General features: G+C 56.0%; 17 protein-coding genes, 1 pseudogene and 1 riboswitch. Of the genes and pseudogenes, 10 read left to right on the top strand and 8 right to left on the bottom strand.

Going from position 1 to position 21,990, the window contains the following annotated elements; genetic code table 11:
* Nucleotides 1–145 precede the first annotated feature (145 nt).
* The 6 genes from rsmA to VGE80_RS14705 all read right to left on the bottom strand — a co-directional run bounded on the left by rsmA (nt 146) and on the right by VGE80_RS14705 (nt 7,478).
* Nucleotides 146–1,156, bottom strand: a complete 1,011-nt coding sequence (gene rsmA / locus VGE80_RS14730) for a 16S rRNA (adenine(1518)-N(6)/adenine(1519)-N(6))-dimethyltransferase RsmA (RefSeq protein WP_440593189.1) — start codon at nt 1,154–1,156, stop codon at nt 146–148.
* Between the two features lie 26 nt (nt 1,157–1,182).
* Nucleotides 1,183–3,129 (bottom strand): preprotein translocase subunit SecA, encoded by a 1,947-nt coding sequence (locus VGE80_RS14725; protein WP_440593188.1) that lies wholly within the window; start codon nt 3,127–3,129, stop codon nt 1,183–1,185.
* Between the two features lie 137 nt (nt 3,130–3,266).
* On the bottom strand, nt 3,267–3,653 hold the full coding sequence (locus tag VGE80_RS14720) for an acyl-CoA thioesterase (RefSeq protein ID WP_373651645.1): 387 nt from the start codon (nt 3,651–3,653) through the stop codon (nt 3,267–3,269).
* A gap of 63 nt (nt 3,654–3,716) precedes the next feature.
* On the bottom strand, nt 3,717–4,373 hold the full coding sequence (locus tag VGE80_RS14715; RefSeq protein ID WP_440593187.1) for a hypothetical protein: 657 nt from the start codon (nt 4,371–4,373) through the stop codon (nt 3,717–3,719).
* 181 nt (nt 4,374–4,554) lie between these two features.
* Nucleotides 4,555–6,504, bottom strand: a complete 1,950-nt coding sequence (ftsH, locus tag VGE80_RS14710) for an ATP-dependent zinc metalloprotease FtsH (RefSeq protein WP_440593186.1) — start codon at nt 6,502–6,504, stop codon at nt 4,555–4,557.
* A 134-nt stretch (nt 6,505–6,638) separates the two neighbouring features.
* Complete coding sequence (locus VGE80_RS14705) at nt 6,639–7,478, bottom strand: glycosyltransferase family 2 protein (protein WP_373653776.1); 840 nt, start codon at nt 7,476–7,478, stop codon at nt 6,639–6,641.
* 249 nt (nt 7,479–7,727) lie between these two features.
* Between VGE80_RS14705 and VGE80_RS14700 the strand changes: the two are divergent.
* The 4 genes and pseudogenes from VGE80_RS14700 to VGE80_RS14685 all read left to right on the top strand — a co-directional run.
* Nucleotides 7,728–8,519, top strand: a pseudogene (locus VGE80_RS14700) (DUF4432 family protein); the annotation flags it as partial.
* Nucleotides 8,440–8,904, top strand: coding sequence for a DUF4432 family protein (locus tag VGE80_RS14695; RefSeq protein WP_440593190.1), 465 nt, complete (start codon nt 8,440–8,442; stop codon nt 8,902–8,904). The pseudogene VGE80_RS14700 and the gene VGE80_RS14695, both read left to right, overlap by 80 nt.
* Nucleotides 8,905–9,204: 300 nt before the next feature.
* Nucleotides 9,205–9,801: an FtsB family cell division protein gene (locus tag VGE80_RS14690; RefSeq protein WP_373651641.1), complete on the top strand. Its 597-nt coding sequence runs from the start codon at nt 9,205–9,207 to the stop codon at nt 9,799–9,801.
* A 902-nt stretch (nt 9,802–10,703) separates the two neighbouring features.
* Nucleotides 10,704–11,615, top strand: coding sequence for a DUF1570 domain-containing protein (locus tag VGE80_RS14685; protein ID WP_373651640.1), 912 nt, complete (start codon nt 10,704–10,706; stop codon nt 11,613–11,615).
* Nucleotides 11,616–11,720: 105 nt separating this feature from the next.
* Here the strand turns inward: VGE80_RS14685 and VGE80_RS14680 are convergent, their stop codons facing one another.
* Entirely contained in the window at nt 11,721–13,538 is a 1,818-nt protein-coding gene (locus VGE80_RS14680) for an ArnT family glycosyltransferase (RefSeq protein WP_440593185.1), read from the bottom strand.
* 447 nt (nt 13,539–13,985) lie between these two features.
* On the opposite strand from VGE80_RS14680, the gene VGE80_RS14675 reads away from it, so the two are divergent.
* The 6 genes from VGE80_RS14675 (at nt 13,986) to VGE80_RS14650 (ending at nt 20,635) form a co-directional block, all read left to right on the top strand.
* Nucleotides 13,986–14,471: a hypothetical protein gene (locus tag VGE80_RS14675; RefSeq protein ID WP_373651638.1), complete on the top strand. Its 486-nt coding sequence runs from the start codon at nt 13,986–13,988 to the stop codon at nt 14,469–14,471.
* Between the two features lie 566 nt (nt 14,472–15,037).
* Nucleotides 15,038–15,230: riboswitch (cobalamin riboswitch) on the top strand.
* A gap of 169 nt (nt 15,231–15,399) precedes the next feature.
* Nucleotides 15,400–16,335 (top strand): DUF1559 family PulG-like putative transporter, encoded by a 936-nt coding sequence (locus VGE80_RS14670; RefSeq protein ID WP_373651637.1) that lies wholly within the window; start codon nt 15,400–15,402, stop codon nt 16,333–16,335.
* Between the two features lie 60 nt (nt 16,336–16,395).
* Nucleotides 16,396–16,752 carry a hypothetical protein gene (locus VGE80_RS14665; RefSeq protein WP_373651636.1) on the top strand — a complete coding sequence of 119 codons (357 nt, stop codon included), beginning with the start codon at nt 16,396–16,398 and terminating at the stop codon, nt 16,750–16,752.
* A 133-nt stretch (nt 16,753–16,885) separates the two neighbouring features.
* Nucleotides 16,886–17,500 carry a DUF6580 family putative transport protein gene (locus VGE80_RS14660; protein WP_373651635.1) on the top strand — a complete coding sequence of 205 codons (615 nt, stop codon included), beginning with the start codon at nt 16,886–16,888 and terminating at the stop codon, nt 17,498–17,500.
* A gap of 89 nt (nt 17,501–17,589) precedes the next feature.
* Nucleotides 17,590–18,591, top strand: a complete 1,002-nt coding sequence (locus VGE80_RS14655) for an RluA family pseudouridine synthase (RefSeq protein WP_397570373.1) — start codon at nt 17,590–17,592, stop codon at nt 18,589–18,591.
* Between the two features lie 175 nt (nt 18,592–18,766).
* Nucleotides 18,767–20,635, top strand: coding sequence for an ABC transporter ATP-binding protein (locus VGE80_RS14650; protein ID WP_440593184.1), 1,869 nt, complete (start codon nt 18,767–18,769; stop codon nt 20,633–20,635).
* Nucleotides 20,636–20,954: 319 nt separating this feature from the next.
* Here the strand turns inward: VGE80_RS14650 and VGE80_RS14645 are convergent, their stop codons facing one another.
* A complete protein-coding gene (locus VGE80_RS14645; protein WP_373651632.1) occupies nt 20,955–21,563 on the bottom strand; it encodes a BMC domain-containing protein in 609 nt (202 codons plus the stop codon).
* Nucleotides 21,564–21,990: the final 427 nt, after the last annotated feature.

Raw genomic sequence — 21,990 nt, 5'->3', positions numbered from 1 at the left:
CTCATTGGGCATGACTTCGCTATATCGTGGCTCCAGCAGGACATCGTCGAACGTGATTCCTCTGTATGCGATACGATCTTCCATAATGATTTCCTAGCCTCCTCACGACCTCTAACGACACTTCTTTATCAATGATCAACTTGGATTATTGCAGTCTTTTTTCGTCGATTCGACGCTGCAACTGGTTTGACAGTTCGACCAGTTGCTTCACATCCAGTTCTTCGGCCCGGGTATCCGGAGAAAGCTGCATCGAAGCAAGAGCCTCGTCGATCTGCTCTTTTGACAGTTTTTGCTTAAAAAGCGAGACAATCACCCCTCGCAACAATTTACGGCGCTGGGTGAAGATATCTCTCAGAAAAAGTTGAAACTCGCCGCGATTAACAATCTTCGCTTTGGCCTCATAATCCGGATCGATTCTCAAAATGGCAGAATCGATGATCGGCCTGGGCCAGAAAACATTGGGCCCCAGTTTCCGCAACAGCTTGAGCTCACACTGGGCCTGGAGCCAGACCGACAATGCGCTGTAGGTTCCGGTTCGGGGCTTCGCCACCATTCGCTCGGCCAGTTCCCACTGAATCGTCACCACCATCAGCTCCCACGGGAGGTCGCTGGCGATGATGTTCGAGATAATCGGGGTACCGACGTTGTAAGGTAAGTTTGCAACCAGCTTCAGCCGCCGCTTGGGATCGACCGCCAGTTCCCGCCGAACGGCCTCCATTACGACCGGGGCGATCTGGTTTTTGCTTTTGAGTGCATCTGTGTGCAGGAGAGTCACATTGCTGCGTCCCTCGACCGCACGCGACGCCAGCTTGTAGAGGTTCGAGTCATATTCGACGGAGACGACCGCTGCTGCCGCAGAGAGATATGTCGTCAGTCCCCCGGTGCCGGCGCCCACTTCCAGAACCACGTCGTCCGGTCCGAGTCGCGCCTCCTGGACAATCATTTCCAGCAGGTTCAGATCGATCAGAAAATTCTGACCTAGATCCCCGCGCGGGTGTAAACCCAGTTCTTCGAACAGGGAAATTAAGTGGGATCGTGTTTGCCGCTGCGGTGAGTTCATGAAAATCCGGTAATTTCGTTGCAATGAAAGAGTATAGCCAAAAGTCCGAAAGAATTTCAGGGTGTCGCGACCCGGAATAATTCGTTCCCGAGACATTCCGGGTTCACCGGCTCTGTAATCCACTATTCCGCCAATTCCAGGTAAGGATCCAGCCCCATCGCCCGGCACATCGTTTCGCGGCTTTTTTCTTGTTTCAGTAACTGCTTACGGTACTTGCGTTCCTGATTTTCGATGCGTCGCTGGAGCTGGCGGAAGGGGCGAATCCAACTCGGAGCAAGCTCTCCACCACGCGAGACGGCGGCAGCCCGATTACGCAGCCTGGTGAGCTGTTCGGCGGTCAGATATCGGAACAGCTCGTCTTCCAGAGAAAGCCAGAACTGGTAGGAACCAGGATCCCCCTGACGGGCTGCTCGACCTACCAGTTGACGATCGATCCGCCGATTCGTGTGCATTTCTGTTGCAATGACGTGCAGACCACCACTTGCATTGACCGCAGGGTGCAAGTGAATGTCGGTCCCCCGTCCTGCCATGTTGGTGGCAATCGTAATTCGCCCCGGCTGACCTGCCTGCGCGATAATTTCCGCTTCGACATCGTCGAACAGGGCGTTCAGAATCTGGCAATCGATCTCTCGGCTGCGTAGCTCTCGCCCAAGAACTTCAGAGGCTTCGACGGAAGGGGTTCCGATTAAGACGGCCCGCCCCAGTCGGTATAGCCGTTCAATTTCCGGGATCAGCCCCTGACGTTTGGCCTCCTGAGTGAGAAAGATTCTTGGAGTTAACCCTTGCCGGATGCAGCGTCTGTGCGTGGGGATGACGGTCACTCCCAGGCCGTAGGTGTGCTGAAACTCGCGCGTGGCCTGGATGCCGGTCCCTGTCATCCCAGCCAGATTTTCGTACCGGCGGAAAAAAGTTTGAACGGTGATCCGAGCCGCTTCACCTGTCTCCGCTGTGATAGGAACCCGCTCTTTGGCCTCAATCGCCTGATGCAGCCCTGCCTGCCACTTGCGACCATCGAGTGTCCGACCGGTCCCTTCGTCGACGATCGCGATTTCCTTCTTCTTTGTAATGACGTAGTCCCGCCCTCGCTCGTACGCGTAATCGGCTCGCAGCGCCTGCTCAACACTCGTATAAAGTTTTTCGGTGTCGAATGAGCTGAGTCGCGTTGGCTTCAGTGCGAGAACAACCTTCCGCGTCCCCGCGTTGGTCAGTTCAATGGTTCGCTTACCCGGGTCAAACAGATAATCCTGGGAAAGCGTGAGCTGCGGAACCAGATCACGGGACCAGTGAAGCAGCTCTTCAATTTCCTGCGTGTTTTCACGTTCCAAACCAATGATCAGCGGAGTGACCGCATCATCGATTAAGACGCTGTCGGCTTCGTCAATCAACGCGAAATAATGCCCGCGCTGCACAGGCCCCGCTTCCGCCTGAGACTCTGCCTCAAACAGGTGAGGACGGTACGCCTCGTCCAGCCGCGAACCGACTTTCAATCGATCTCGAAGAAAGTCGAATCCAATCTCACGGCTGGTCGCATAGGTGATGTCTTTGGCGTAAGCACGCCGACGGGCGTCCGGCTGGCTGGACGAGACGACACTGCCCACAGTCAGCCCCAGCTTTTCGTAGACAGGTCCCATCAGATCACAGTCACGCTGGGCGAGATAGTCGTTGACAGTCACCACATGGCACCCGCGACCGGGCAGTGCCCGCAGATAGGTCGGCAGCGTCGCAGTGAGTGTCTTTCCCTCACCCGTCTGCATCTCGGCCAGTCCCCCTTCGAACAGCCCGATTCCACCGATGATCTGCACCAGATAGTGTTGCTTGTCCAGGACGCGCCGTGCGGCTTCTCTGACCAGGGCATAGGCCTGCGGCAAGAGCACCTTGAGCGGGACACCTGACTTCGATCGCCAACGCAACTCTTTGGAAAGAGACAGCAACGCATCGTCAGTGAGTCCGGAATAGCCTTCGGACAGTTCGACAACGTGCTGCGCCAGACCGCTCCAGCGGGCCACCCGGGCGGCCATGGGCCGTCCTCCCGACTTCGCCAGATACCAGAAATCCGTGATTGCGGACATAGCTGCCGAAGCCCCGAGCTCAATGAAGGTGCGAGATGCTGCTCGGTCGTGGATGATCAATGAAAAGAGAGAAAAGGGAACCCTCGCTCCAGTTCGAGCAGAGCGAGGGACGGACGGATTGACGTTATGCACTGGAATCAGTCTTCGGCAATCGAATCGGGCAGTCGCTGAATCTTGCCACTTCCATCGACGCAGGCCAGTGTGCTGGACGCCGAGGCCAGCAGGCGATCGCCGCAATGCAGCCGGTAGCTGTGTTCGATTTTGACAGCCGAAACATTTTCGACCTTCGTGGTCAGCGTCAGCACATCGTCGTAACGGGCTGGCGAGTGATAGCTGCACTGCAAACGGACGACGACCAGAAACAGTCCGGACTCTTCCATATCGCGGTAGCAGCCCCCCTGAGCCCTCAGCAGTTCGGTTCGCCCCTGCTCGAAGAAGTTAAAGAACTGCGAGTGGTGCAAAAACCCCATCGCGTCGGTTTCACAATAGCGAACCCGGATCTGGATTGCGTGTTCCTTCAGCATCGACTTGATCCACCTCTTATTACGCTCAGTATCCTGCAAACGACAGACAGTCAGTCGCCCATTTTAAGGGACGAGTTCGACAGTCTGCCACAAGCTGGGGTCCGATTCAAACGGGAATTCACTCCCCACCGCCAGGTTCTGATTCCCAAGTTCCGTGTCATGAATCGCGTAGTGAAATCCAATCCTGTCGTTGGCCCCGGGATCAAAACCCGAGAAAACTTCGGCAGGAAACCAGACATCCACCCAGTAGCCGGTCGACGAGACTTCTGACTGAATTCGCACAAGTGCAGCATCGGGCAGTGCTACGTCCTCTCGGGCACGTGCAACGGGTAACGCCTTGACGACCGGAAGGGTATGTTTGGGTCCACCGCCAAGGGGTAAGAGCACGAAGTGATGGCAAAAGCGGGTGGCGCGATGCACAGTCTGTGTATTGCGTGTATCGAACCACAGCCCGATTCCGTCCGGAAGTTGATTTTCACCCTGGACGAATTGAGGGCGTTCCGAACGGCCCTTCACTTCCACGCCCAGAGCCAGACCACCGTCATTCCAGGCGAGCTTAACCGTCGCGAAATCCCGACGCTGCTCAAGTTCACTCAACGACGGCAACAGACAGTCATCGGGAAGATCCAGCAGGTGACCGGACGAGCGTGGCAGATTCGCCAGCTTGCGGGCGGTGAACGACCAGCGAAACAGAAATCGGGGCGGGACGATCTGATTCAAAACGTCTCTTCCGGATGCGTGAAATTGACAGGACCTGCCGTACGTCGCCCACGGCCTTGTTCATAAATGCGGGGAATGATCATTCCGAAATTGCCAAAGCCGCAGGCGTCATTATTTGCCGCCTGCGGCCGAGGTTTCCGAATCGTACCTGCGATGTGGTCGTGGTGACCCCACCGGTGAATTAAGCGTCTGACAACGCCACCATCTCACCCGAGCGACTGACGGGGGGCCCGATAATGGCGGTGATTTCGGTCATGTCCAGGGATTCTCGTTCGACGAGCGCCTTCGTCAGGGAATCCAGCTTGTCACGATTTTCGGTCAGGATCTTGACCGCCCGCTCGTTGGCTTTCAGCAGGAACCGCTGAACTTCGGAATCAATGACACGTGCCGTCTCATCACTGTATTCACGATGTTCGCTTGCCATCTCTTTGCCCAGGAATGGATGCTCTTCACCATCCCGGAAGGCGACCGGCCCAATGACGTCACTCATCCCCCAGCGTGTCACCATTCGGCGGGCAATCTGGGTGGCTCGTTTCAGATCGTCTTCGGCCCCTGCGGAGTACTCGTTGAAGATGAGCTTCTCGGCAGCACGGCCCCCCAGCATGAACGCCAGTTGCGAGTGCAGCCGCTGTTCGCCCACGTTGTAACGATCTTCGTCTGGCATCAATTGCGTAACACCCAAGGCCCGACCACGTGGAATGACGGTGATCTTGTGAACGGGATCCACTTCGGGCAGCAGCCATGCGAGCAGTGCGTGACCGACTTCGTGGTAAGCCGTCATCTCGCGTTCTTTTGGTCCCAGAACTTCTTCTCGTTTTGGTCCCATGATAATCTTGTCGCGCGCCTGGTCGAAGTCTTCGGCAGTGACGGCATCTCGATTTGCCCGTGCGGCATTGAGCGCCGCTTCGTTCACGAGATTCTTCAGTTCGGCACCGGAAAACCCAATCGATCCAGCGGCAACGACGTCGAGTTTGACGTCATCACTCAGTGGAACTTTGCGGCTATGCACCTTGAGAATTGCCGCACGTCCCTGCTTGGTGGGACGGTCCACCGTCACGTGGCGATCGAAGCGTCCGGGGCGAAGGAGTGCGGGGTCGAGCACGTCGGGTCGGTTCGTGGCGGCGATCACAATCACCGCTTCCGTCTGCTGGAAGCCGTCCATTTCGCTGAGGATCTGATTCAGCGTCTGTTCACGCTCGTCGTGTCCGCCTCCCAGGCCTGCACCGCGGATGCGGCCGACGGCATCGATTTCGTCGACGAACAGAATGCACGGAGCACTCTCTTTCGCGGTGCGGAACATGTCACGTACGCGGCTCGCCCCCACACCGACGAACATCTGAATGAACTCAGATCCGTTGATGGCGAAGAACGGAACCCCCGCTTCCCCGGCGGTCGCTCGTGCCAGCAATGTTTTCCCCGTCCCGGGGGGGCCCATCAGCAGCACACCTTTGGGAATCTGTGCCCCCAGACGCTGGAACTTTCCAGGTGTCTTGAGGAACTCGACCACTTCCTGCAGGTCCTGCTTCGCATGTTCCATCGCAGCGACGTCGTCAAATGTCGTCTGCTGTTCGTTTGGTTTGAAGCGTTTGGCGGGACTGCGAATGAAACTACCGAGTGGCCCCGACCCAAAGGGGTCGCTGTTTTTGCGGATCATGGACCACAAAAACCAGAAGAGAAATGCAAATGGCAGAATCTGAATCAGCAGGAAAATAAAATCACGCGAACTGAACGAATCGCTGGCGGATTTGGCCTTAATTTTTACGCCATTCGCCATGAAGTGATTCTTCAGTTCATGGTCTTCAGCGACGGGCAGATTCAGCTCGAAGTCATCGGTCAGTTTGGGAATCTTGCTGTCGGGCGATTCGGGAACTTTCTTCCAGTGTCCACGGACACGGTCTCCCTGAAACTCGACCCAGTCAATGTTTTGCTTTTCGGCTTCCTTCCAGACGAACACGTAGTCGACGGATGAAGCAACGGGCTGTTTCAGACTGAAGAGGATGAATGCAATCAGCATCCCTGCGGCAAGCAGCATTCCCCACGAAGGGGAAAACATCGAGCCCCCGCCTTCACGACGTGGTTCACGCCGGGTTGAGGGGGAATCTGAACCATTATTCGATGTGTCATCGGTCATTAGTATGTCCGGGTGTAGGCGATGCGGCGATGATGAATCGTCAGATTGTAGCCAGTTTTCGGTCGTTGGCGATGGTGCGAGGGCTTATCGGATGACAGGTCGCTCGGACAAAGTCTCAACCAAGTTGGAAAACATCAATCTTTCCACCAGTATCTGACAATGCACCACAGAGCCTGGAAGCCGTCTTTCATGCCGATGTGTTTCCCTTCCTGGTACGTCCGTCCGTGATAGCTGATTGACATTTCGTACACGCGTAACCGGCGGCGTGCGATTTTTGCCGTGAGTTCGGGTTCGATCCCGAATCGGTTCTGCTTCAGCGTTGGCCAGATGTCGGCGAGCGCTTCCTTTGTGAAGACTTTGTAGCAGGTCTCCATGTCGGTCAGATTCAGATTCGTGAACGCGTTGGAGATCGTCGTCAGAACCCTGTTTCCGACCGAATGCCAGAAATAAAGGACGCGGTGTTCCTGGTCCCCCAGAAACCGGCTGCCGTAAACGACATCGGCCGCACCTTCGATGATGGGATGCAACAGGCGGGGATATTCGGCTGGATTGTATTCCAGGTCAGCGTCCTGAATCACAATTGCGTCCCCCGTCGCACGCGAGAATCCTGTACGGACAGCGGCCCCCTTACCTTTATTGACTTCATGGTAAGTGACGCTGATGGCGTTCATCGGGTCAGGGTTGTTCGCCGCTTCTTCCTCCAGCTGTTTCAGAATCTGCCGCGTATTGTCTTTGCTGCAGTCTTCGACCAGCACCAGTTCCTTCCGAATCGGCACCGCACGAACGCGGTCAATCAGCGTCCGCAGCGTTCGCTCTTCGTTGTAGATTGGGATCACAACCGAAAGCAGAAACGAATCGGGTATCGCGTAAAGACCCAACTGTCGACAAGCGGCGACTCCTAAGGTGCTCTTCAGGCCCTGATACCAGTGCTCAGAGTACGGAATTTTATTGACGTCAAATTCCTCGGGGATCATGCGGACTCCAAGACTCATGCGGTGAACAAACGTTTCCGCAAATCCACAACAGGGGAACATCGCGAAGACAGAGTCATTGTTGTACATTCTCAACGCGTTGCTGTCACCCGAGTTTGAGCACGTCACCTCGGGGGGCTGCCAAGTTTTCTGTCCGGAATAAACAAAGTCGCCTGAGGCCGTCAATCCACGAACGAACGTCGTCAGTCGGGTATCCCGTTCGTTCAGAGACCTCCCTGAGTTGAGAAGCTTATGACCATCCAGACACTTGTTCTCACCGATGCCGATGCCGGAGTCCATCTCGATCACGGTGAACTGCGCCCCAATAACACAATGGACCTGCGCGGTTCACCCCACTGGTCCATCCGCTGGCGGACGCTGCGGGGAGGTGTTTCCGATGGCGTCGATGTCGTGGAACTCGATAATGGCCATCTCTCGCTGTGCATTCTGCCGACGCGCGGTATGGGAATCTGGAAGGGCCGCTTCAACGACTTGCCCCTGGAATGGAAGTCTCCCGTCGAACGGCCGGTTCATCCCAAATTCGTCAACCAGCTCGACCGGGGTGGCATCGGCTGGCTGCATGGATTCAATGAACTGCTCTGCCGCTGTGGTCTCGCGTTTCTGGGCCCCCCGGGGGACGATCGGGGTGAGAAGCTGACACTGCATGGCCGGATTGCCAATCTGCCGGCACACCGTGTGGAAGTCCGTGTCGATACCACAGGTCCCGGCTCACTGGAGCTGCGCGGGGTTGTTGACGAGTCATCCATGTTCGGCGCACGCTGGCGGCTCACAACCACCTACCGGCTGGAAGCGGGATCGAACTATTGCTCGATCACCGACGATATCACGAACCTGGGGGGGCAACCGGCTGAACTTTCGCTGCTCTACCACATCAATATCGGACGGCCCTTCCTGGAACCCTATGCTTCCTACGCAGTCCCCAGTATCGAAGTTGCACCACGCGATGCCCGGGCAGCACAGGGGATCGAGAACTACCAGATCTACGGAGCTCCCGTCGCCGGATTTCAGGAACAGGTTTATTTTCACACTCCCATTGGGGGGGGGCGATGGCTGGACAACGGCCCTGCTGGCAAACGCGAGCGGTCATGCCGGTTTTGCGGTTCATTTCCAGACCCGGCAGCTTCCCACGTTCTCGGTGTGGAAAAACACAGTCGCCGAAGCCGACGGTTACGTGACGGGCCTCGAACCGGGAATCGTCTTCCCCAATTTCCGTGGTTTCGAACGCGAAAGAGGCCGATTGCCCATCGTGCAGCCGGGTCATACGTACCGGAGCGAACTCGCACTGGAAGTCGCGGATACCCTGGACTCCGTCCGGAAAATCACCGACCGGATTCACTTGCTTCAGGGGAAAACCGCCACGACCGTCCACCGACAGCCCATCGAACGGCTTTCAGCGGTACCGAAATAGAACGGAATTCCCGCCGGTCGAATTCCGGTTATTCGAGCAGCTTCAGGAGTTTTCAAGTTCGGAGCAGCCGCTACACGATGCATAATCGTCGTGTGAGTTCCTGCCGGAAAGGAATGCAGCCTCTGATGTCGTCGGCAGATTCCGGCCCCCCGAAGTGGGTCGGGAAACACGCTGCCGTGACAAACGGGGGTGCTATACGGACTTGCCTGCGCAGGTAATCCGATGCAGGATCACTCACGGGCGTTTTGAGAAAAAGACGCATGCTGTCCCACAGACCATTGTTCGACGAGTCATTGAGCTATGACGCCAGTCGCTGCTGGACTTCATCCGTCAGCCGAACCCGGAACCGAGACTGTCGCCGGAATGGTGGTCTCGCTGATTTTCTGGTTGTGCCTGCTTGTAGCGGCAATCCTTTTCGGACTGGTCTCTCTGGCTCCAAAGTATTCGGTTTATCTTCAGCTTCGCAGCAAGTTTGACGTCAACCAGCGCAAACTGGTCGCACTCGAAGCCCAGACGGAAGAACTCAGCCGTGTTGTCCACGCATTGGAGAATGACAAGGAATTCGTTGCCGAACTGACGCGGATGGAGTTCGATGCCGTCGGCCCCGGCGAAGAGGTGATTCCCGTTGACGATGAACTGCGGCTGAACGCGAACAAGATGCCGTCGACGGCCGACGATCCCGCCCCCATCCACGAATGGTACGAACCTTACGTCACCTATCTGGCCAGCAATGGAACGGTTCGAATGAGCCTGCTGGCGACGGCCGCAGTGCTTGTGATCATTTCTTTCACGCTGCTCCCCCCTGCCGGGCCAGCCACCGGAACGGAAAACAGCAGCCGGCAAGGATCTCTCTGGCATACCCTGCGGAGTCGTTACGTCCGGCAATCCTCACTCTGACCGTGACGCTATTCCCCCCGTTCTCAGCGTACGGTGGGGGTTACGAGTGTCCGCCGCACAACGCCCCAACTCCCAAGCGGGAATGTACCTCCCCCTCTACGGACTGCAGTGCGATCTCTGTTGTTTACCTCGGGCGAGTCCCGGCCCCAGTCCATTGCACCGCGAACCGCCGCGCCAACACAACGACATTGACATTTGTCGCATTCTCGCTATACTGAGCAGCAACCGTTGCAACAGCCGGGACGGGGGATCTCCTGTCAATTTGCCGCCATTCCACCCGGGTCGTACTGAGAGTTCAAAGTCGACCAAATCACTGCAATCTCTCAGCAGCGATTGAGCACCATTAAAAAACCGCCTTTACGCACCAGTAAGGCGCTGTGCGGAAGCTCTGTGCGCCTGGCGTCGCAGGATCACAAGGTTTCGATGCGTGTTGCGAGAGTACGAGCCGCGAATGCCTGGAAACTGCAAGCCATTTCAGCCCAACCAAGATGCCCAACCAAGATGCTCATCCAAGATGCTCATCCAAGATGCTCATCCAAGGTGCCCAACCAAGGTGCCCAACCAAGGTGCCCAACCAAGATGCCCAACCAAGATGCCCAACCAAGATGCTCCTTCCAGATGGAGGAATGCCAGCCAGGAGGGCATGCGATGCGTGAGAATACCGCACGGTGCGGCGCAGATTGCACGCTCGGGCAGGTGCTGACACCCCAAGTGGAATCACCACAAGCCGTTTCGCATCAATACCATATATCCTGAATTTGGAAAGTCGACTGAGCGGGGCGTTGCCGTCTGGTTCGGGATCAAGTTCTCTAGTCCGGTTTTGCAGATTCTGCAATGATGTTACTTTCAAAACTTCCAGGCGATGTTGCCTTACCGGCAAGGCGAAGTTCGTGAAGGCTCGAATGGCCGAACCTGAGCAAGAACCAGAGAAGGGCGACAGCATGGTGCTCGCGACTGATTCGAGGGGATGCCCCCGAACTTCGCGGGAGAGGCTGAAGTTCCGTCTTCCGGTACTGCTGGTGGTGCTGGTGATGGCGGTGACCGGGTGCCGGACCACGCGTCCAGTCACAGGACTGCCAGCCAAGTATTCCCTGGAAAACGAACACCTCGTCGTTCAAAGCGACATTAAGCTGTCGCGAAATCATGAGTTACTCAAAGACCTTGATCGACTTCGGGACGAAATCCTGACGCTGCTCGATCTGCCCGAACAGAAGCAACCCGTCGTCATCTACCTGTTCGGCGACGAGGCGCGCTATGCCAACTACCTCCACACGCACTATCCGCGACTCCCACCCCGTCGGGCTTATTTCGTCGGGACCTCCCGGGAACTGGCGGTCTATACCTACTGGGGTGAAAGAATCCAGGAGGATCTGCGGCATGAGTTCACTCATGGAGTGCTCCACGCCACTCTCAAAGACGTGCCGCTCTGGCTGGATGAAGGTTTGGCCGAATATTTCGAAGTCACCTCACAGCCAGCAGGGCTGAACCGCGAATACGCCATGAACATCGCCGCCGAAATCGCCAGCGGCTGGAAGCCTAATCTCGATCGGTTAGAAACCCTTGAAGGGGTCGAACAACTCGATCGGAACGACTACCAGGAATCGTGGGCCTGGGTACACTTTATGCTCCAGCACAGCGAGGATTCTCGTGAAGTTCTCGTCAATTACCTGAAAGAATTACGAACAACATCGCAGCCGGGGGCGCTCTCGGTCCGGCTGCGAAATGCGATTCCTGTCGCAGATCGTCGATTCCTGAGCCATGCCGCCAGCCTGACCGACGGTGTCGTTCGAGTCGGACGGGTTGAACCTCAATAAGTTGAGGCTCGAAGTCGGTCGACGACGTGGTTCTTCTGCCCCAGGCCGCGACTCAGCAGTGGTGCCCCACGACGAACCGGCAATAACCAGAAAAGTGAACGGGAGTTATCGGAGTCGTTCAAGCGTCTGGCGTTTGGGATCACAAAGGTAAATCGTTCGGTCTGGAAAATCAGCCTGGATCTGTCGGACGTCAGACGACTTGCTGCGAAAGCGGCCTCGCAGGATGGGATCAGTCAGCCCAGGCGAATTCACCACATAATCGACATGCTGATTATCAGGATCGGTTTCAATCAGCACGAGGGCGGGACGTTCCTGAACGCCTCTGTCCAGCCAGCGATTGAACTCAGCATACTGCCGGCGCGGAAAGCGAATGGAAGCGATACCCGCAGCAACACGAGGAGCCGAAGAAGCAGGCAATCCGATCCAGCCAAGGGGAACGTAGACTGCAAGAATGGACACGCACAGGAACGCCTTCCACCAACTGGGCAGAAGCCAGCGTCCCATGACTGACCACTGGCGACACAGGACGTCCGTGACGGCTCCCAAGATCAGACACCACCCGAGAACACTTTCAAAGACATAGTGCCATCCCATGATGCCGACATACCAGTAGGGTATGTGAATGGCGTGCAATGAGACGATCGAGAGCCCCACGGCAACCCAGCGACGATCCAGTCGATAGATGACGCCGCAGAAAATCAGGCTGCTGACGATCAGCGGAACAAGGTCGAACGCCCACACCCAACTGGTAACCAGTCGGTCGCGAACATTCTGTGCGGCCAGTTGCGGCGTGAGATTTTCCGCCCAGCGGTCATAGGCCTCAACCACTTTTGTCGCAGGGATCTGCCCGCCCCGTTCCACATTGTTGAACCCATAGATATGACGAGGAGTATAGATTTCGGTGTAGAGTTGATACGGCGAGGTCGTCCAGGATCCGGTGGCTCCCTTGTGATAGACGGCCATCACGCACCAGCCCATCATCAGCGGTAATCCGATCGCCAGCAATGCTCGAATTCGTCGTGAATGGGGCGAACCAGCGTTGCGGGACGAAGAAGACAGCAACCAGTACAGAAACGCAACCCCGAATGGGAGACCAAACCCCGCCGCAGTCGCAGGTCTGCAAATCATGGCAAAGCTGAGCCCACAACCGGACAAAAAAAGATCAATCGGCAATTGTGTTCGCTGCCAGCGAACAAAAGCCCAAAGGAAAAAACTCAGCGCAAGGAGTGTCGGTTGATGTGCCAGGAGCAGGTTCGAAAAAAGGGCAACACCGGGGGACAAGGCACAGGCCAGACCACTGACCAGACCGACCGGAATTCGTCCCAATTCGTAACCCGTCCAGAAGACAAACACAGACGCAAGGGAACTTGCCAGCCAGTACCCCAGGTAAGGATGATTCAGGACAAGCCAGGGAGCCAGCCAGATTCCCGTTCCCGGATAGTACCGGCTCGCCATCTGTCCTTCGTTCAGAACATGCATCTGATCGAACAACTCGGGATGAGTGGCGTGGCTGGGGACCGAGAGGCGTCCCAGTAACAGTGTTTTCGCCTGAAAGACATAACTGTATTCATCATGGTAAGCGGGAGGTAAATCGACGATCTCGCGCCCAACCAGAAAACAAGTCAGAAACGAGGTGACACCGACAGCGATGGCATACAACCAGGCCTGCAAGAGACCACGCCTCTGACCTGCGTCGACTTCCGCGTGCTCAGAGCGGGCAGGACCCCGGCGTCGTTCGATCATCCACAAGACGGGTGCGGAAGCGAAAAACAGAAACTGAAGGGTCGCGACGGCAGGGTTCCACTCCGCAACGAAGTTCAACATCCCCGCCACACAGACCAGCAAGCCAATGGCCCAGGCGAATAACTGAAGCAGGAAAGGGACTGGAATCGGCGAGAGTCGGGTGTTTGGTACCGGTATCATCACAACCAACGAGTTTGCAGTTCATGGGTCTTATGCAGGATTTCCAAGTTTGGCTGTCACGTGCAGGACATGCAAGCCGTTCGAATCCCCCTCGGCGCCCGGTCACCTTTGGTATCGGACAATGGACGTCCTTCACGGTTCCGAGGATTAGTTCGCAACATCCCTGACGAAAGATGTGCTTTCCTGCTCTTTTTCCGATTCGCCCGGCGTAATCTGCCGATGATCGATGAGAGAGTTTTTCAATGAAGGAGAGCCAATTGACGAAGCGTGTCCATCGAGGTATCGACTGAGTTGAACGTCTGTTACGCCTTGCGGGAATGAGCCGGTCCTATCAGCTTCGAAACCCGTTTGACCGCACGACGCGGTTCAGCCGGGCCCTGACGCTGGAATACTCGCTGAACACGAATTTGATTGACGGTTACGCCTGTTTTATCGCTTGGGAGAGCCATGTCTTCATCAGCCGCTGGCAAACGAAGTTGGAAATGCCCGGAATGCGGCACGGAAGAACTTCTGTCGGTGACGCAACTCGATCCGATTGCCTGCGACGTCTGTCTCGAGAGAATGCGAGGCGGAAACTCGTCGGGATCAGGAACCCAAACGAGTGGTCCGCTGGGAATCTGGCAGTCACTTCCCGAAATCACAAAACTGGTCATTGTCGCCATCGCCTTTATCACTGGCTTTCTGTTGGGCCTGACTCTTGGCTTCCTGGCCGGGAAGTCGGTCAGTCCTCCCCCTGTTGTCAGCAGCGACAAAGGGACGGCGAGCCCCGCACTCCCCGTTCCCACTGCAAAAGAAGAAGAACGCCCGGATCCTCCCGGACCGGGATACAAGTGGGTGCGCGGACGCCAACGCAAGGATGGAACCCGTGGGCCAGGATACTGGGCCAAGGATCCCCACTACAAAGGGGAGAAAAGTTCGTCGACCAAAAAATAACACCGAGATGCCCTGACCCGAACGTGATGCCCGCTTGCCTGATCACTCGACCTTGCGCTCCTGCGGTGCTCAAGTTTCCTGCTCAGAAAGCGGAAAGAAAGCTTTGCAATTGCCCATTTCACGGGCTACGCTCCATCGGTTTTGGTCAATATGCCGTGCCCCATCAGCGGGCGGATCGCTTTTCGCATCCTTGTAGAGACGAGAATCGACGTGATTTCGTGTATCGTAGGTTGGTTTTGTTACAAGCATCTTAACAGTTGGGGACGGAAGCTGCTGCGGTTCGTCAACCCTGGCAATAACGGGGTGTAAGGACGTCGCATTGCTGTCGGGCCGACTTCCCCTGGGCCATTCGAGTGAGGCAAAGGCTTCATTGTTTAATGACAGCCGAACGAAGATGCCGGTTTGTCCCGCAACGCTCCCTTTCGTGTAAATGAGAACAGCCTCTGAGGCTTGGTCAAACGGCTTCAGGCTCATCTATGACTGACGTGTTGACGGCAGGCCTGTGAATGGCGCCAGCATCGACCATGTGTCGATTTTACAGTTGCAATTGCCGCTCAACGCGATAGGATTTCCGGCCAGACATGGGTGTCTGTAAACACGTGTTTACAGAAGAATAGGGAAGACGGTGAGAATCCGTCGCGGTCCCGCCGCTGTATCCGGGGACGAACTCCGCAACCGCCACTGAGCCACTCGCTTGGGAAGGCGCGGTCAGTAGTAAGATCCGGTAGCCAGAAGACCTGCCCAGATGTCCGTTCGAATACCAACGAGTTCGCGGCGAACGAAAACGTTGACTCCTGGCCCCACATCCTAGGGGCATTCTACGCAATTTCCCCGCTCCGTTCCGGGTCAGAGGGTGCGCGTTGAGACAGCAGTCGTCACGCTTGCCGTGGATCTCTTGGCGATTACTTCTCGACAACGGAGAATTGTCATGACAGACCGCACGCACACAGTGCGCACGACGCCGGGTTCCTCACTCCCGGGAACCACTCACCTTACCCGCCTGACAGCCCGCAACCGAATTCGACCCGCATTCACGCTGATTGAACTGCTCGTTGTCATCGCCATCATTGCAGTGCTGATTGCGCTTCTGCTTCCAGCCGTTCAACAGGCGCGAGAAGCGGCCCGACGGACCCAATGCAAGAACAACCTCAAGCAACTCGCGTTAGCATTACATAATTATACGGAAACCTATGCAGGCGTCCTTCCGTGCTATCGCATTGATGACGCGAGATTCATTGCGAACGCAGCGGCTTACCCCAGCCTTGGCCAAGCCCGCTTCTGGTTCGGCAATGTCAACTACGACGAGCCAGACCCGCGTAAGCAACTCGACTTCACCAAAGGACCGCTCGCACCTTACACAGAAACCAGTTACGCCACATTCCAGTGCCCCGACTTTGGAGATACGCAGGTCGATTCAACACGGTTCGGCCGGATCTCGTCCGGATATGGATACAACGGTCGATACCTTGGCTACGGCACCAAGTATGATTTCTCGAACTACCCGAATTACACAGTTGGTGCGGACTTCCGGCAGTTGCGCGACGTCCAGCAGATGACTCAGACCGCTGTCTTCGCTGACACTGCTCAAATCGATTACGCCCTGAATCTTCAGGAAATCTGGCTACTGGAACCTCCCAGCCAGAACTTTCCGACGACGCACTTCCGTCATTCCGACTCGGCCAATGTGGCATTTCTCGATGGGCACGTTGAATCGCGGAGCCGTCATTTTCTGGTTCAGGTTCCTGGCACGAATTTCATGTCCGCAGCTCAAGCCAATAAGATGGACGCCAAGCGTATTGGATACATCAGCGACGGAAACCTGTCGGACCCGCTCAAGCGTGATGAGCTTTATGATCGCGAATAAGCGCGAAATGAAGACTTGTTACATAAAGCGATCACCGGCGTTCCGATCAGGAGGATTATCTTGCCAGACAAGCGGGTTTATATAGGCACAGCTCTGGTGCTGCTCGCTGGCGGAGCCATTTACTTTGCCCGGCTTTTTTCCAGTTCGTCCATCATCCCCGATGATCAACTGCAAGAATTTGTCTATGTCGATACAAAAACAGGTGAGGCATTCCTGCTGCGAGCCAGAGCTTCACCGGAGTACAATCCAGAAACTGGAGAGCCGACGCTGATCCCCGGGCTGTACTGTGACCAATGCCGTGCGTGGCGAGCTGTCGGGCCATTGGAAATGTTACAGACCAGTCAATCACGCCCGAGATGTCCGCTCCACAAGTGCCCGTTAACTCAGGATGGACCGCTGCCTGATCCGCTCGAATGATTTTCGGGCATTCACACAAAACTTCGCTCGCGAAAGTTTGCTGTCCTGCTTACACTCTATTCGCGGAAATGGAATGACCTCATCTCTTCCGCGGCGATGAACATCAATTCAAGGGTACGAGATGCAACCACGAATGAAATTTCTATTGGGACTTGTCGCGTTTACGATCGTTCTGCGAGTGGTGCCGTACGTCCTGACTTCGTACGACATCAAGACGGATTCCAATGCTTTTTTCTATCCGTGGAATTTTTCGCCCTTGATGGCCGTATGCCTCTATTCGGGGGCGTATATGAATGACCGCCGCTCCCGCTTCGGCCTGCCCCTGCTCGCACTCCTCGGAAGTGATCTGGCCATCTGGGCTGCCACAGGTCAATTTTCATGGGCGTTCCCCAGCGATCGCTGGTGTGCTTACCTGTGCAATGTCATTGCTGTCGTAATGGGCGCGGGCCTCAATCGCCAGACCGGCCTTTCTCGCGTTGCCTCGGCTGTCCGCCAGGGTGTCTTCGCCGAGGTCCTGTTCTATGTCGTAACGAACTTTGCTTACTTCTACACACAGACCACACCTCCGCACACGGCAGCCGGATTAATGGCCTGTTACGTAGCCGCTCTCCCTTATGTGAAATACTCGCTGTTGAGTACCCTCTTCTATTCAGCCGTTCTGTTCAGCCCACTGGCAGACCGAACGATGCTGGGTAGCGAGCCATCGAGGGACACTCTCGAACCGCTTCAGCCGGTGCAGTCGATCTAGTTTCATCGGCCGAACGTCAATTCCTCTTGGGTCCAGCGTCGGGATTTCGATCGCTGGACCCTGGCTTTTCATCGAACAGTTTCGTCTCTATGCCAGACTCCATCCAGTTTACAGTCACCGAAGATCTCGTTGGCAAAACGGTGCTTGCCGTTTTGCGGGCTGCTGTTCCGGGGGAGTCGTGGTCGAGGCTGCGGCAGCAACTGGCAAAATCACACGTGTCCGTCAACGGGGTTCTTTGTCTTGAAGAGGCTCGTCGACTCAAATTACACGATGTCGTCGCGCTGAGTTCTCGTCCCGTGGCGACTCCCAGACCGAGTGACGTAGAGATCCTCTTCCTGGACCCGCACGTTGTCGTCGTTGCCAAGCCTTCGGGAATGATGACGCATCGTCGTGAAGAAGAAGAACGCTGGTCCGCAGACAAGAAATCGTTACAACCCTCTCTGGAAGAAGCCGTAGCGGCCTTGCTTGGTCGGCGAATGCAGCAAGGCAGTCCCCCTGGTCGGTCACGACATCTCCGCATGCCGGCCCTTCGCGTCGTCCACCGGCTAGACCGGGATACCAGTGGCCTGCTGGTGATTGCTCGTTCAGCGGAAGCAGAGGACGGGCTGATTAATCAGTTTCGACGCCACACCGCCCATCGCATTTACTGGGCTATCGTACACGGTCACCCAATCGAGGAAACGATTGAATCGAATCTGGTTCGGGATCGGGGTGACGGGCGCCGGGGAAGCGTAAACAACCCCAAAATCGGCAAACGCGCAGTCACTCATGTTCGCCCTCTCGAAGACCTGGGGGCCTATTCACTGGTGGAATGTCAGCTTGAAACCGGGCGAACAAACCAGATCCGAATTCACCTTTCAGAGCGAGGGCATCTGGTCTGTGGTGATGTCAAATACCGGCAGCCCTTTGCGGCCCCAATGATTGAGGACCGGAGCGGTGCACCCCGACTTGCTCTGCACGCAGCGGAACTCGGCTTTGTGCATCCCATCACGGGAGAAGAACTTTACTTCCGTCGACCGTTTCCTGATGACCTGACGGGGTTTTATGATCGCCTGAGGGCTGATTCTCAAAGGGGACGGCGGTTTGAGTGAAGTTCGATTGTAAGCCGACTTCCGTGGATGAAGTTTCGAATGTACCGAAGTCATAAAAACCGTAACATGGGGCGTATGACGAAAGCCACCTGCGTCGAAGAGTATTCAATTCAGACGACAAAACAGGTGTCGATGATCATCAACAGCATGGGATGTTTGGAAGGGGAAGGAATCCATGACGGATACGGCTCTGCTCGAGATCACTGGACTCAAGACCTACTTTCATTCAGACAGCGGTACCGTCAAAGCCGTCGATGACCTGTCGATACAAATTCGCCCCGGGCACACACTGGGTCTGGTCGGTGAGTCAGGTTCCGGCAAATCGGTAACGTCGCTCTCAATCATGCGACTGCTACCCGATGTCGGTGCGAAGATCGAAGGGGGAAAGATTGTTTTCCTCGGTAAGGATCTCGTCAAATTGCCACGCGCACAGATGCGGCACATGCGTGGTAATGAACTGAGCATGATCTTTCAGGAACCCGGGACCTCGCTAAACCCCGTCTATCGCGTCGGTGCTCAAGTCGCCGAAGCGATCCTCCTCCATGAACAAGTAACCCGTCGCGAGGCCATGGAGAGAACCCGCCGCCTGTTTTCAGAGGTTGGGATTCCCAATCCCGAACAATCGATCGAAAAATTCCCGCACGAGATGTCTGGCGGCCAGAAGCAGCGTGTCATGATCGCCATGGCACTCGCCTGCAATCCAAAGCTGCTGATTGCAGACGAGCCCACCACAGCACTTGACGTCACGATCCAGGCTCAAATTCTCGATCTGATTCGCAAGTTACGGGACGAACGGGGAATGGCAATCCTGTTCATCACTCACGACTTGGGAGTCATCTCAGAAATCGCCGATGAAGTGGCCGTGATGTACCGCGGTAAACTTGTCGAATACGACAAAGTGGAGAACATTTTCGCCAACCCGCGTCACCCCTACACAAAGGGACTGCTCGCCTGCCGACCAAGACTGGACACGACGAGACGACGACTTCCGGTCGTGTCCGATTACATGGACACAGTGAGAAACGCTGACGGACAACTTGTCATCACGGAAAAACCACTGAGTCCCGCGCGACTGGTTGAAATTGAAGGGCGTGGGCGAGGGCGCCTCATTCACCCACACAGTGAATTGGCCAAGCTGCGACCATCGGACTCAGCAGACACTGCTGTTAAAATTTCAGGCAGCCAATCCGACGCGGTGACCCACGTTCCGGAAAGTGAATCGCCGCTATTAGCGGTCGAAAATCTGCAAGTCTACTATCCGATCAAAAAGGGCCTGCTCCGCCGTACTGTCGCTTATAACAAAGCCGTCGATGGTGTCAGTTTCAAGGTCTACAAGGGCCAGACCCTTGGCCTGGTGGGGGAATCCGGTTGTGGCAAGACGACCACCGGCCGTGCCATCATGCGACTGTTGACCATCAGCGGAGGGACAGTCGCGTTCAACGGAATGGACTGGACGAGCCTGAGAGGTGAAGAACTTCGTCGGCAGCGACGACGAATGCAGATTATCTTCCAGGACCCGTATAGCTCACTCAATCCGCGTTTGACCGTTGAAGCGATGATCACTGAAGCGATGAGCGTTCATCGGATCGGAAGCGGCCTTCAAGACCGTCGAGATCGGGCAGCACATTTGCTCGAAGAGGTCGGCCTTCTGCCCGAGCACTTGCACCGCTATCCCCATGAATTTTCCGGTGGTCAGCGGCAGCGACTCTGTATCGCCCGATCGCTCGCCGTGGAACCGGACTTCCTGATCTGCGACGAATCCGTGTCCGCGCTGGATGTATCGGTTCAGGCCCAGGTACTCAACCTGCTCAAGGATCTGCAGGAACGACGTGGACTGACCTACGTCTTCATCAGCCATGACCTGAGCGTAGTGAAATTCATGTCCGACATGATGGCGGTTATGAACGCAGGAAAAATCGTTGAGTACGGCCCCTCGGACGATATCTATGCTAACCCGCAGAATGAGTACACTCGCAAACTCATTGCGGCGATTCCGGGCGTCAAAGGAGTGCGTCGCGGCGGACGAACGACCGAATCGGCCTGAGCGAGGCAGCGCGACCAACAGGTCGTTTCATCGTCAGGCTCTGCGGATGACGAGGTGGTCATCGCGATGAAGCCGTTTGCTGATATACGGAACAAGGGGAATCGCAGAAAGCCCCTTCAATGATCGATCCGAGCGGTTCATCAGATCGTACGGACCGAGTCCTGCTCAAGACAATCCCGCAGAAAGGGACCGGCCGTGGGGTCCGAGCCAATTCTCCGAACGTGCAGCGTGAGAAAGGGGGCTTCTGAAACAAAAGCCCCCATCTCATTGCTCAAAACAAAGCTCGAGTGAACTTCGTATTAAATACGGTTCGTATCAATTACGGAAGGAGCGAGGCCAGGTCAGCATGCGGCCGCGCGATCACATCAGCCAGGATCAGCTTGCCACCCAATCGCTCAACCGTCTGACGCCCGACTTCAATCGCGGTCTGGACGGCTGCAACATCACCCCGGATCATGATCGTCACGTAAGCGGCACCGATCTTTTCCTTACCAGCCAGCGTCACGTTCGAGGCCTTCAACATGTCATCGGTGGCGTGCAGAGCAGCGACGAGACCTTGTGTTTCCAACAGTCCAAGTGCATTCGTAGTCGACATGGAATTCTCTCTGGGTTTGCGAATATCGTATCCACCGAGCAAAGGGCTAAACGCGGGCTTCGCGTCGGCCAAATTGTAAGTCAGCTCCAAGGGGGCAGGCAGGACAGAAAAGAAGGCAGAACTTCCCATCCGCTTTGCCAGTTCCACACCTCGGTCTGCAGCGGCTTGAACGTCGGCGATCGGTCCCACCAACTTGATGCACTGAGCCGCACCGTCGGTGCTTTCAATGCCAAGGATGCGGACGTTGGCCGCCTTCGAGCACGCATCCGCCACAATGAATGATGGCGCAAGATTGTTAATTTCGAGCAGGGCGAGGCTTAACGAAACACTCATCGATCAACCTTATGCGAAAGCCTTCGTCTGTTCTCTTCAGCGACCCAGGACTCCTGTTCTACGGGAACGGATCGTCCAAGTCTTTGCCGGGTGCGTTCAATCTAGAGTCGGCCTGAAATCACACTCAGACCCCAACAGACTGCACATTCTGGCAAATTAGGGAAAAAACAGCAACTTTACGGACCGATTTCCACTCTTTCGGCACAGAACCGGAGGCGCACGAGCATTCCCCCAGCTCTTTAAGCCATTTCCGCGTTACTCCCATCGACAAACAGGCCGCAGTAACTGGAGATTTTTGATTAACAGTCAGTGCTCGTCCGGGTTCTCGTCCCGCTAATCGGCATCCGGGTATCACGCTCTTGCGTGACTTTGCCAGTCGTGCGGATTGTCGGCGAGCACCTGCTGACAGGAGTAATCGTTACGTCCC

The organism is Schlesneria sp., from assembly GCF_036405755.1.
Taxonomy (GTDB): domain Bacteria; phylum Planctomycetota; class Planctomycetia; order Planctomycetales; family Planctomycetaceae; genus Schlesneria; species Schlesneria sphaerica.
This window is presented reverse-complemented; position numbering and strand designations above follow the sequence as displayed.

Bases quoted from the DNA above. Each gene is read 5' to 3' on its own strand.
- ftsH (WP_440593186.1), bottom strand. From the start codon at position 6,504: ATGACCGATGACACATCGAATAATGGTTCAGATTCCCCCTCAACCCGG.
- VGE80_RS14725 (WP_440593188.1), bottom strand. From the start codon at position 3,129: ATGTCCGCAATCACGGATTTCTGGTATCTGGCGAAGTCGGGAGGACGG.
- VGE80_RS14645 (WP_373651632.1), bottom strand. From the start codon at position 21,563: ATGAGTGTTTCGTTAAGCCTCGCCCTGCTCGAAATTAACAATCTTGCG.
- rsmA (WP_440593189.1), bottom strand. From the start codon at position 1,156: ATGTCTCGGGAACGAATTATTCCGGGTCGCGACACCCTGAAATTCTTT.
- VGE80_RS14695 (WP_440593190.1), top strand. From the start codon at position 8,440: ATGCCCGGGCAGCACAGGGGATCGAGAACTACCAGATCTACGGAGCTC.
- VGE80_RS14655 (WP_397570373.1), top strand. From the start codon at position 17,590: ATGCCAGACTCCATCCAGTTTACAGTCACCGAAGATCTCGTTGGCAAA.
- VGE80_RS14720 (WP_373651645.1), bottom strand. From the start codon at position 3,653: ATGCTGAAGGAACACGCAATCCAGATCCGGGTTCGCTATTGTGAAACC.
- VGE80_RS14670 (WP_373651637.1), top strand. From the start codon at position 15,400: ATGACAGACCGCACGCACACAGTGCGCACGACGCCGGGTTCCTCACTC.
- VGE80_RS14705 (WP_373653776.1), bottom strand. From the start codon at position 7,478: ATGATCCCCGAGGAATTTGACGTCAATAAAATTCCGTACTCTGAGCAC.
- VGE80_RS14650 (WP_440593184.1), top strand. From the start codon at position 18,767: ATGACGGATACGGCTCTGCTCGAGATCACTGGACTCAAGACCTACTTT.
- VGE80_RS14675 (WP_373651638.1), top strand. From the start codon at position 13,986: ATGTCTTCATCAGCCGCTGGCAAACGAAGTTGGAAATGCCCGGAATGC.
- VGE80_RS14685 (WP_373651640.1), top strand. From the start codon at position 10,704: ATGGCCGAACCTGAGCAAGAACCAGAGAAGGGCGACAGCATGGTGCTC.
- VGE80_RS14660 (WP_373651635.1), top strand. From the start codon at position 16,886: ATGAAATTTCTATTGGGACTTGTCGCGTTTACGATCGTTCTGCGAGTG.
- VGE80_RS14680 (WP_440593185.1), bottom strand. From the start codon at position 13,538: ATGATACCGGTACCAAACACCCGACTCTCGCCGATTCCAGTCCCTTTC.
- VGE80_RS14690 (WP_373651641.1), top strand. From the start codon at position 9,205: ATGACGCCAGTCGCTGCTGGACTTCATCCGTCAGCCGAACCCGGAACC.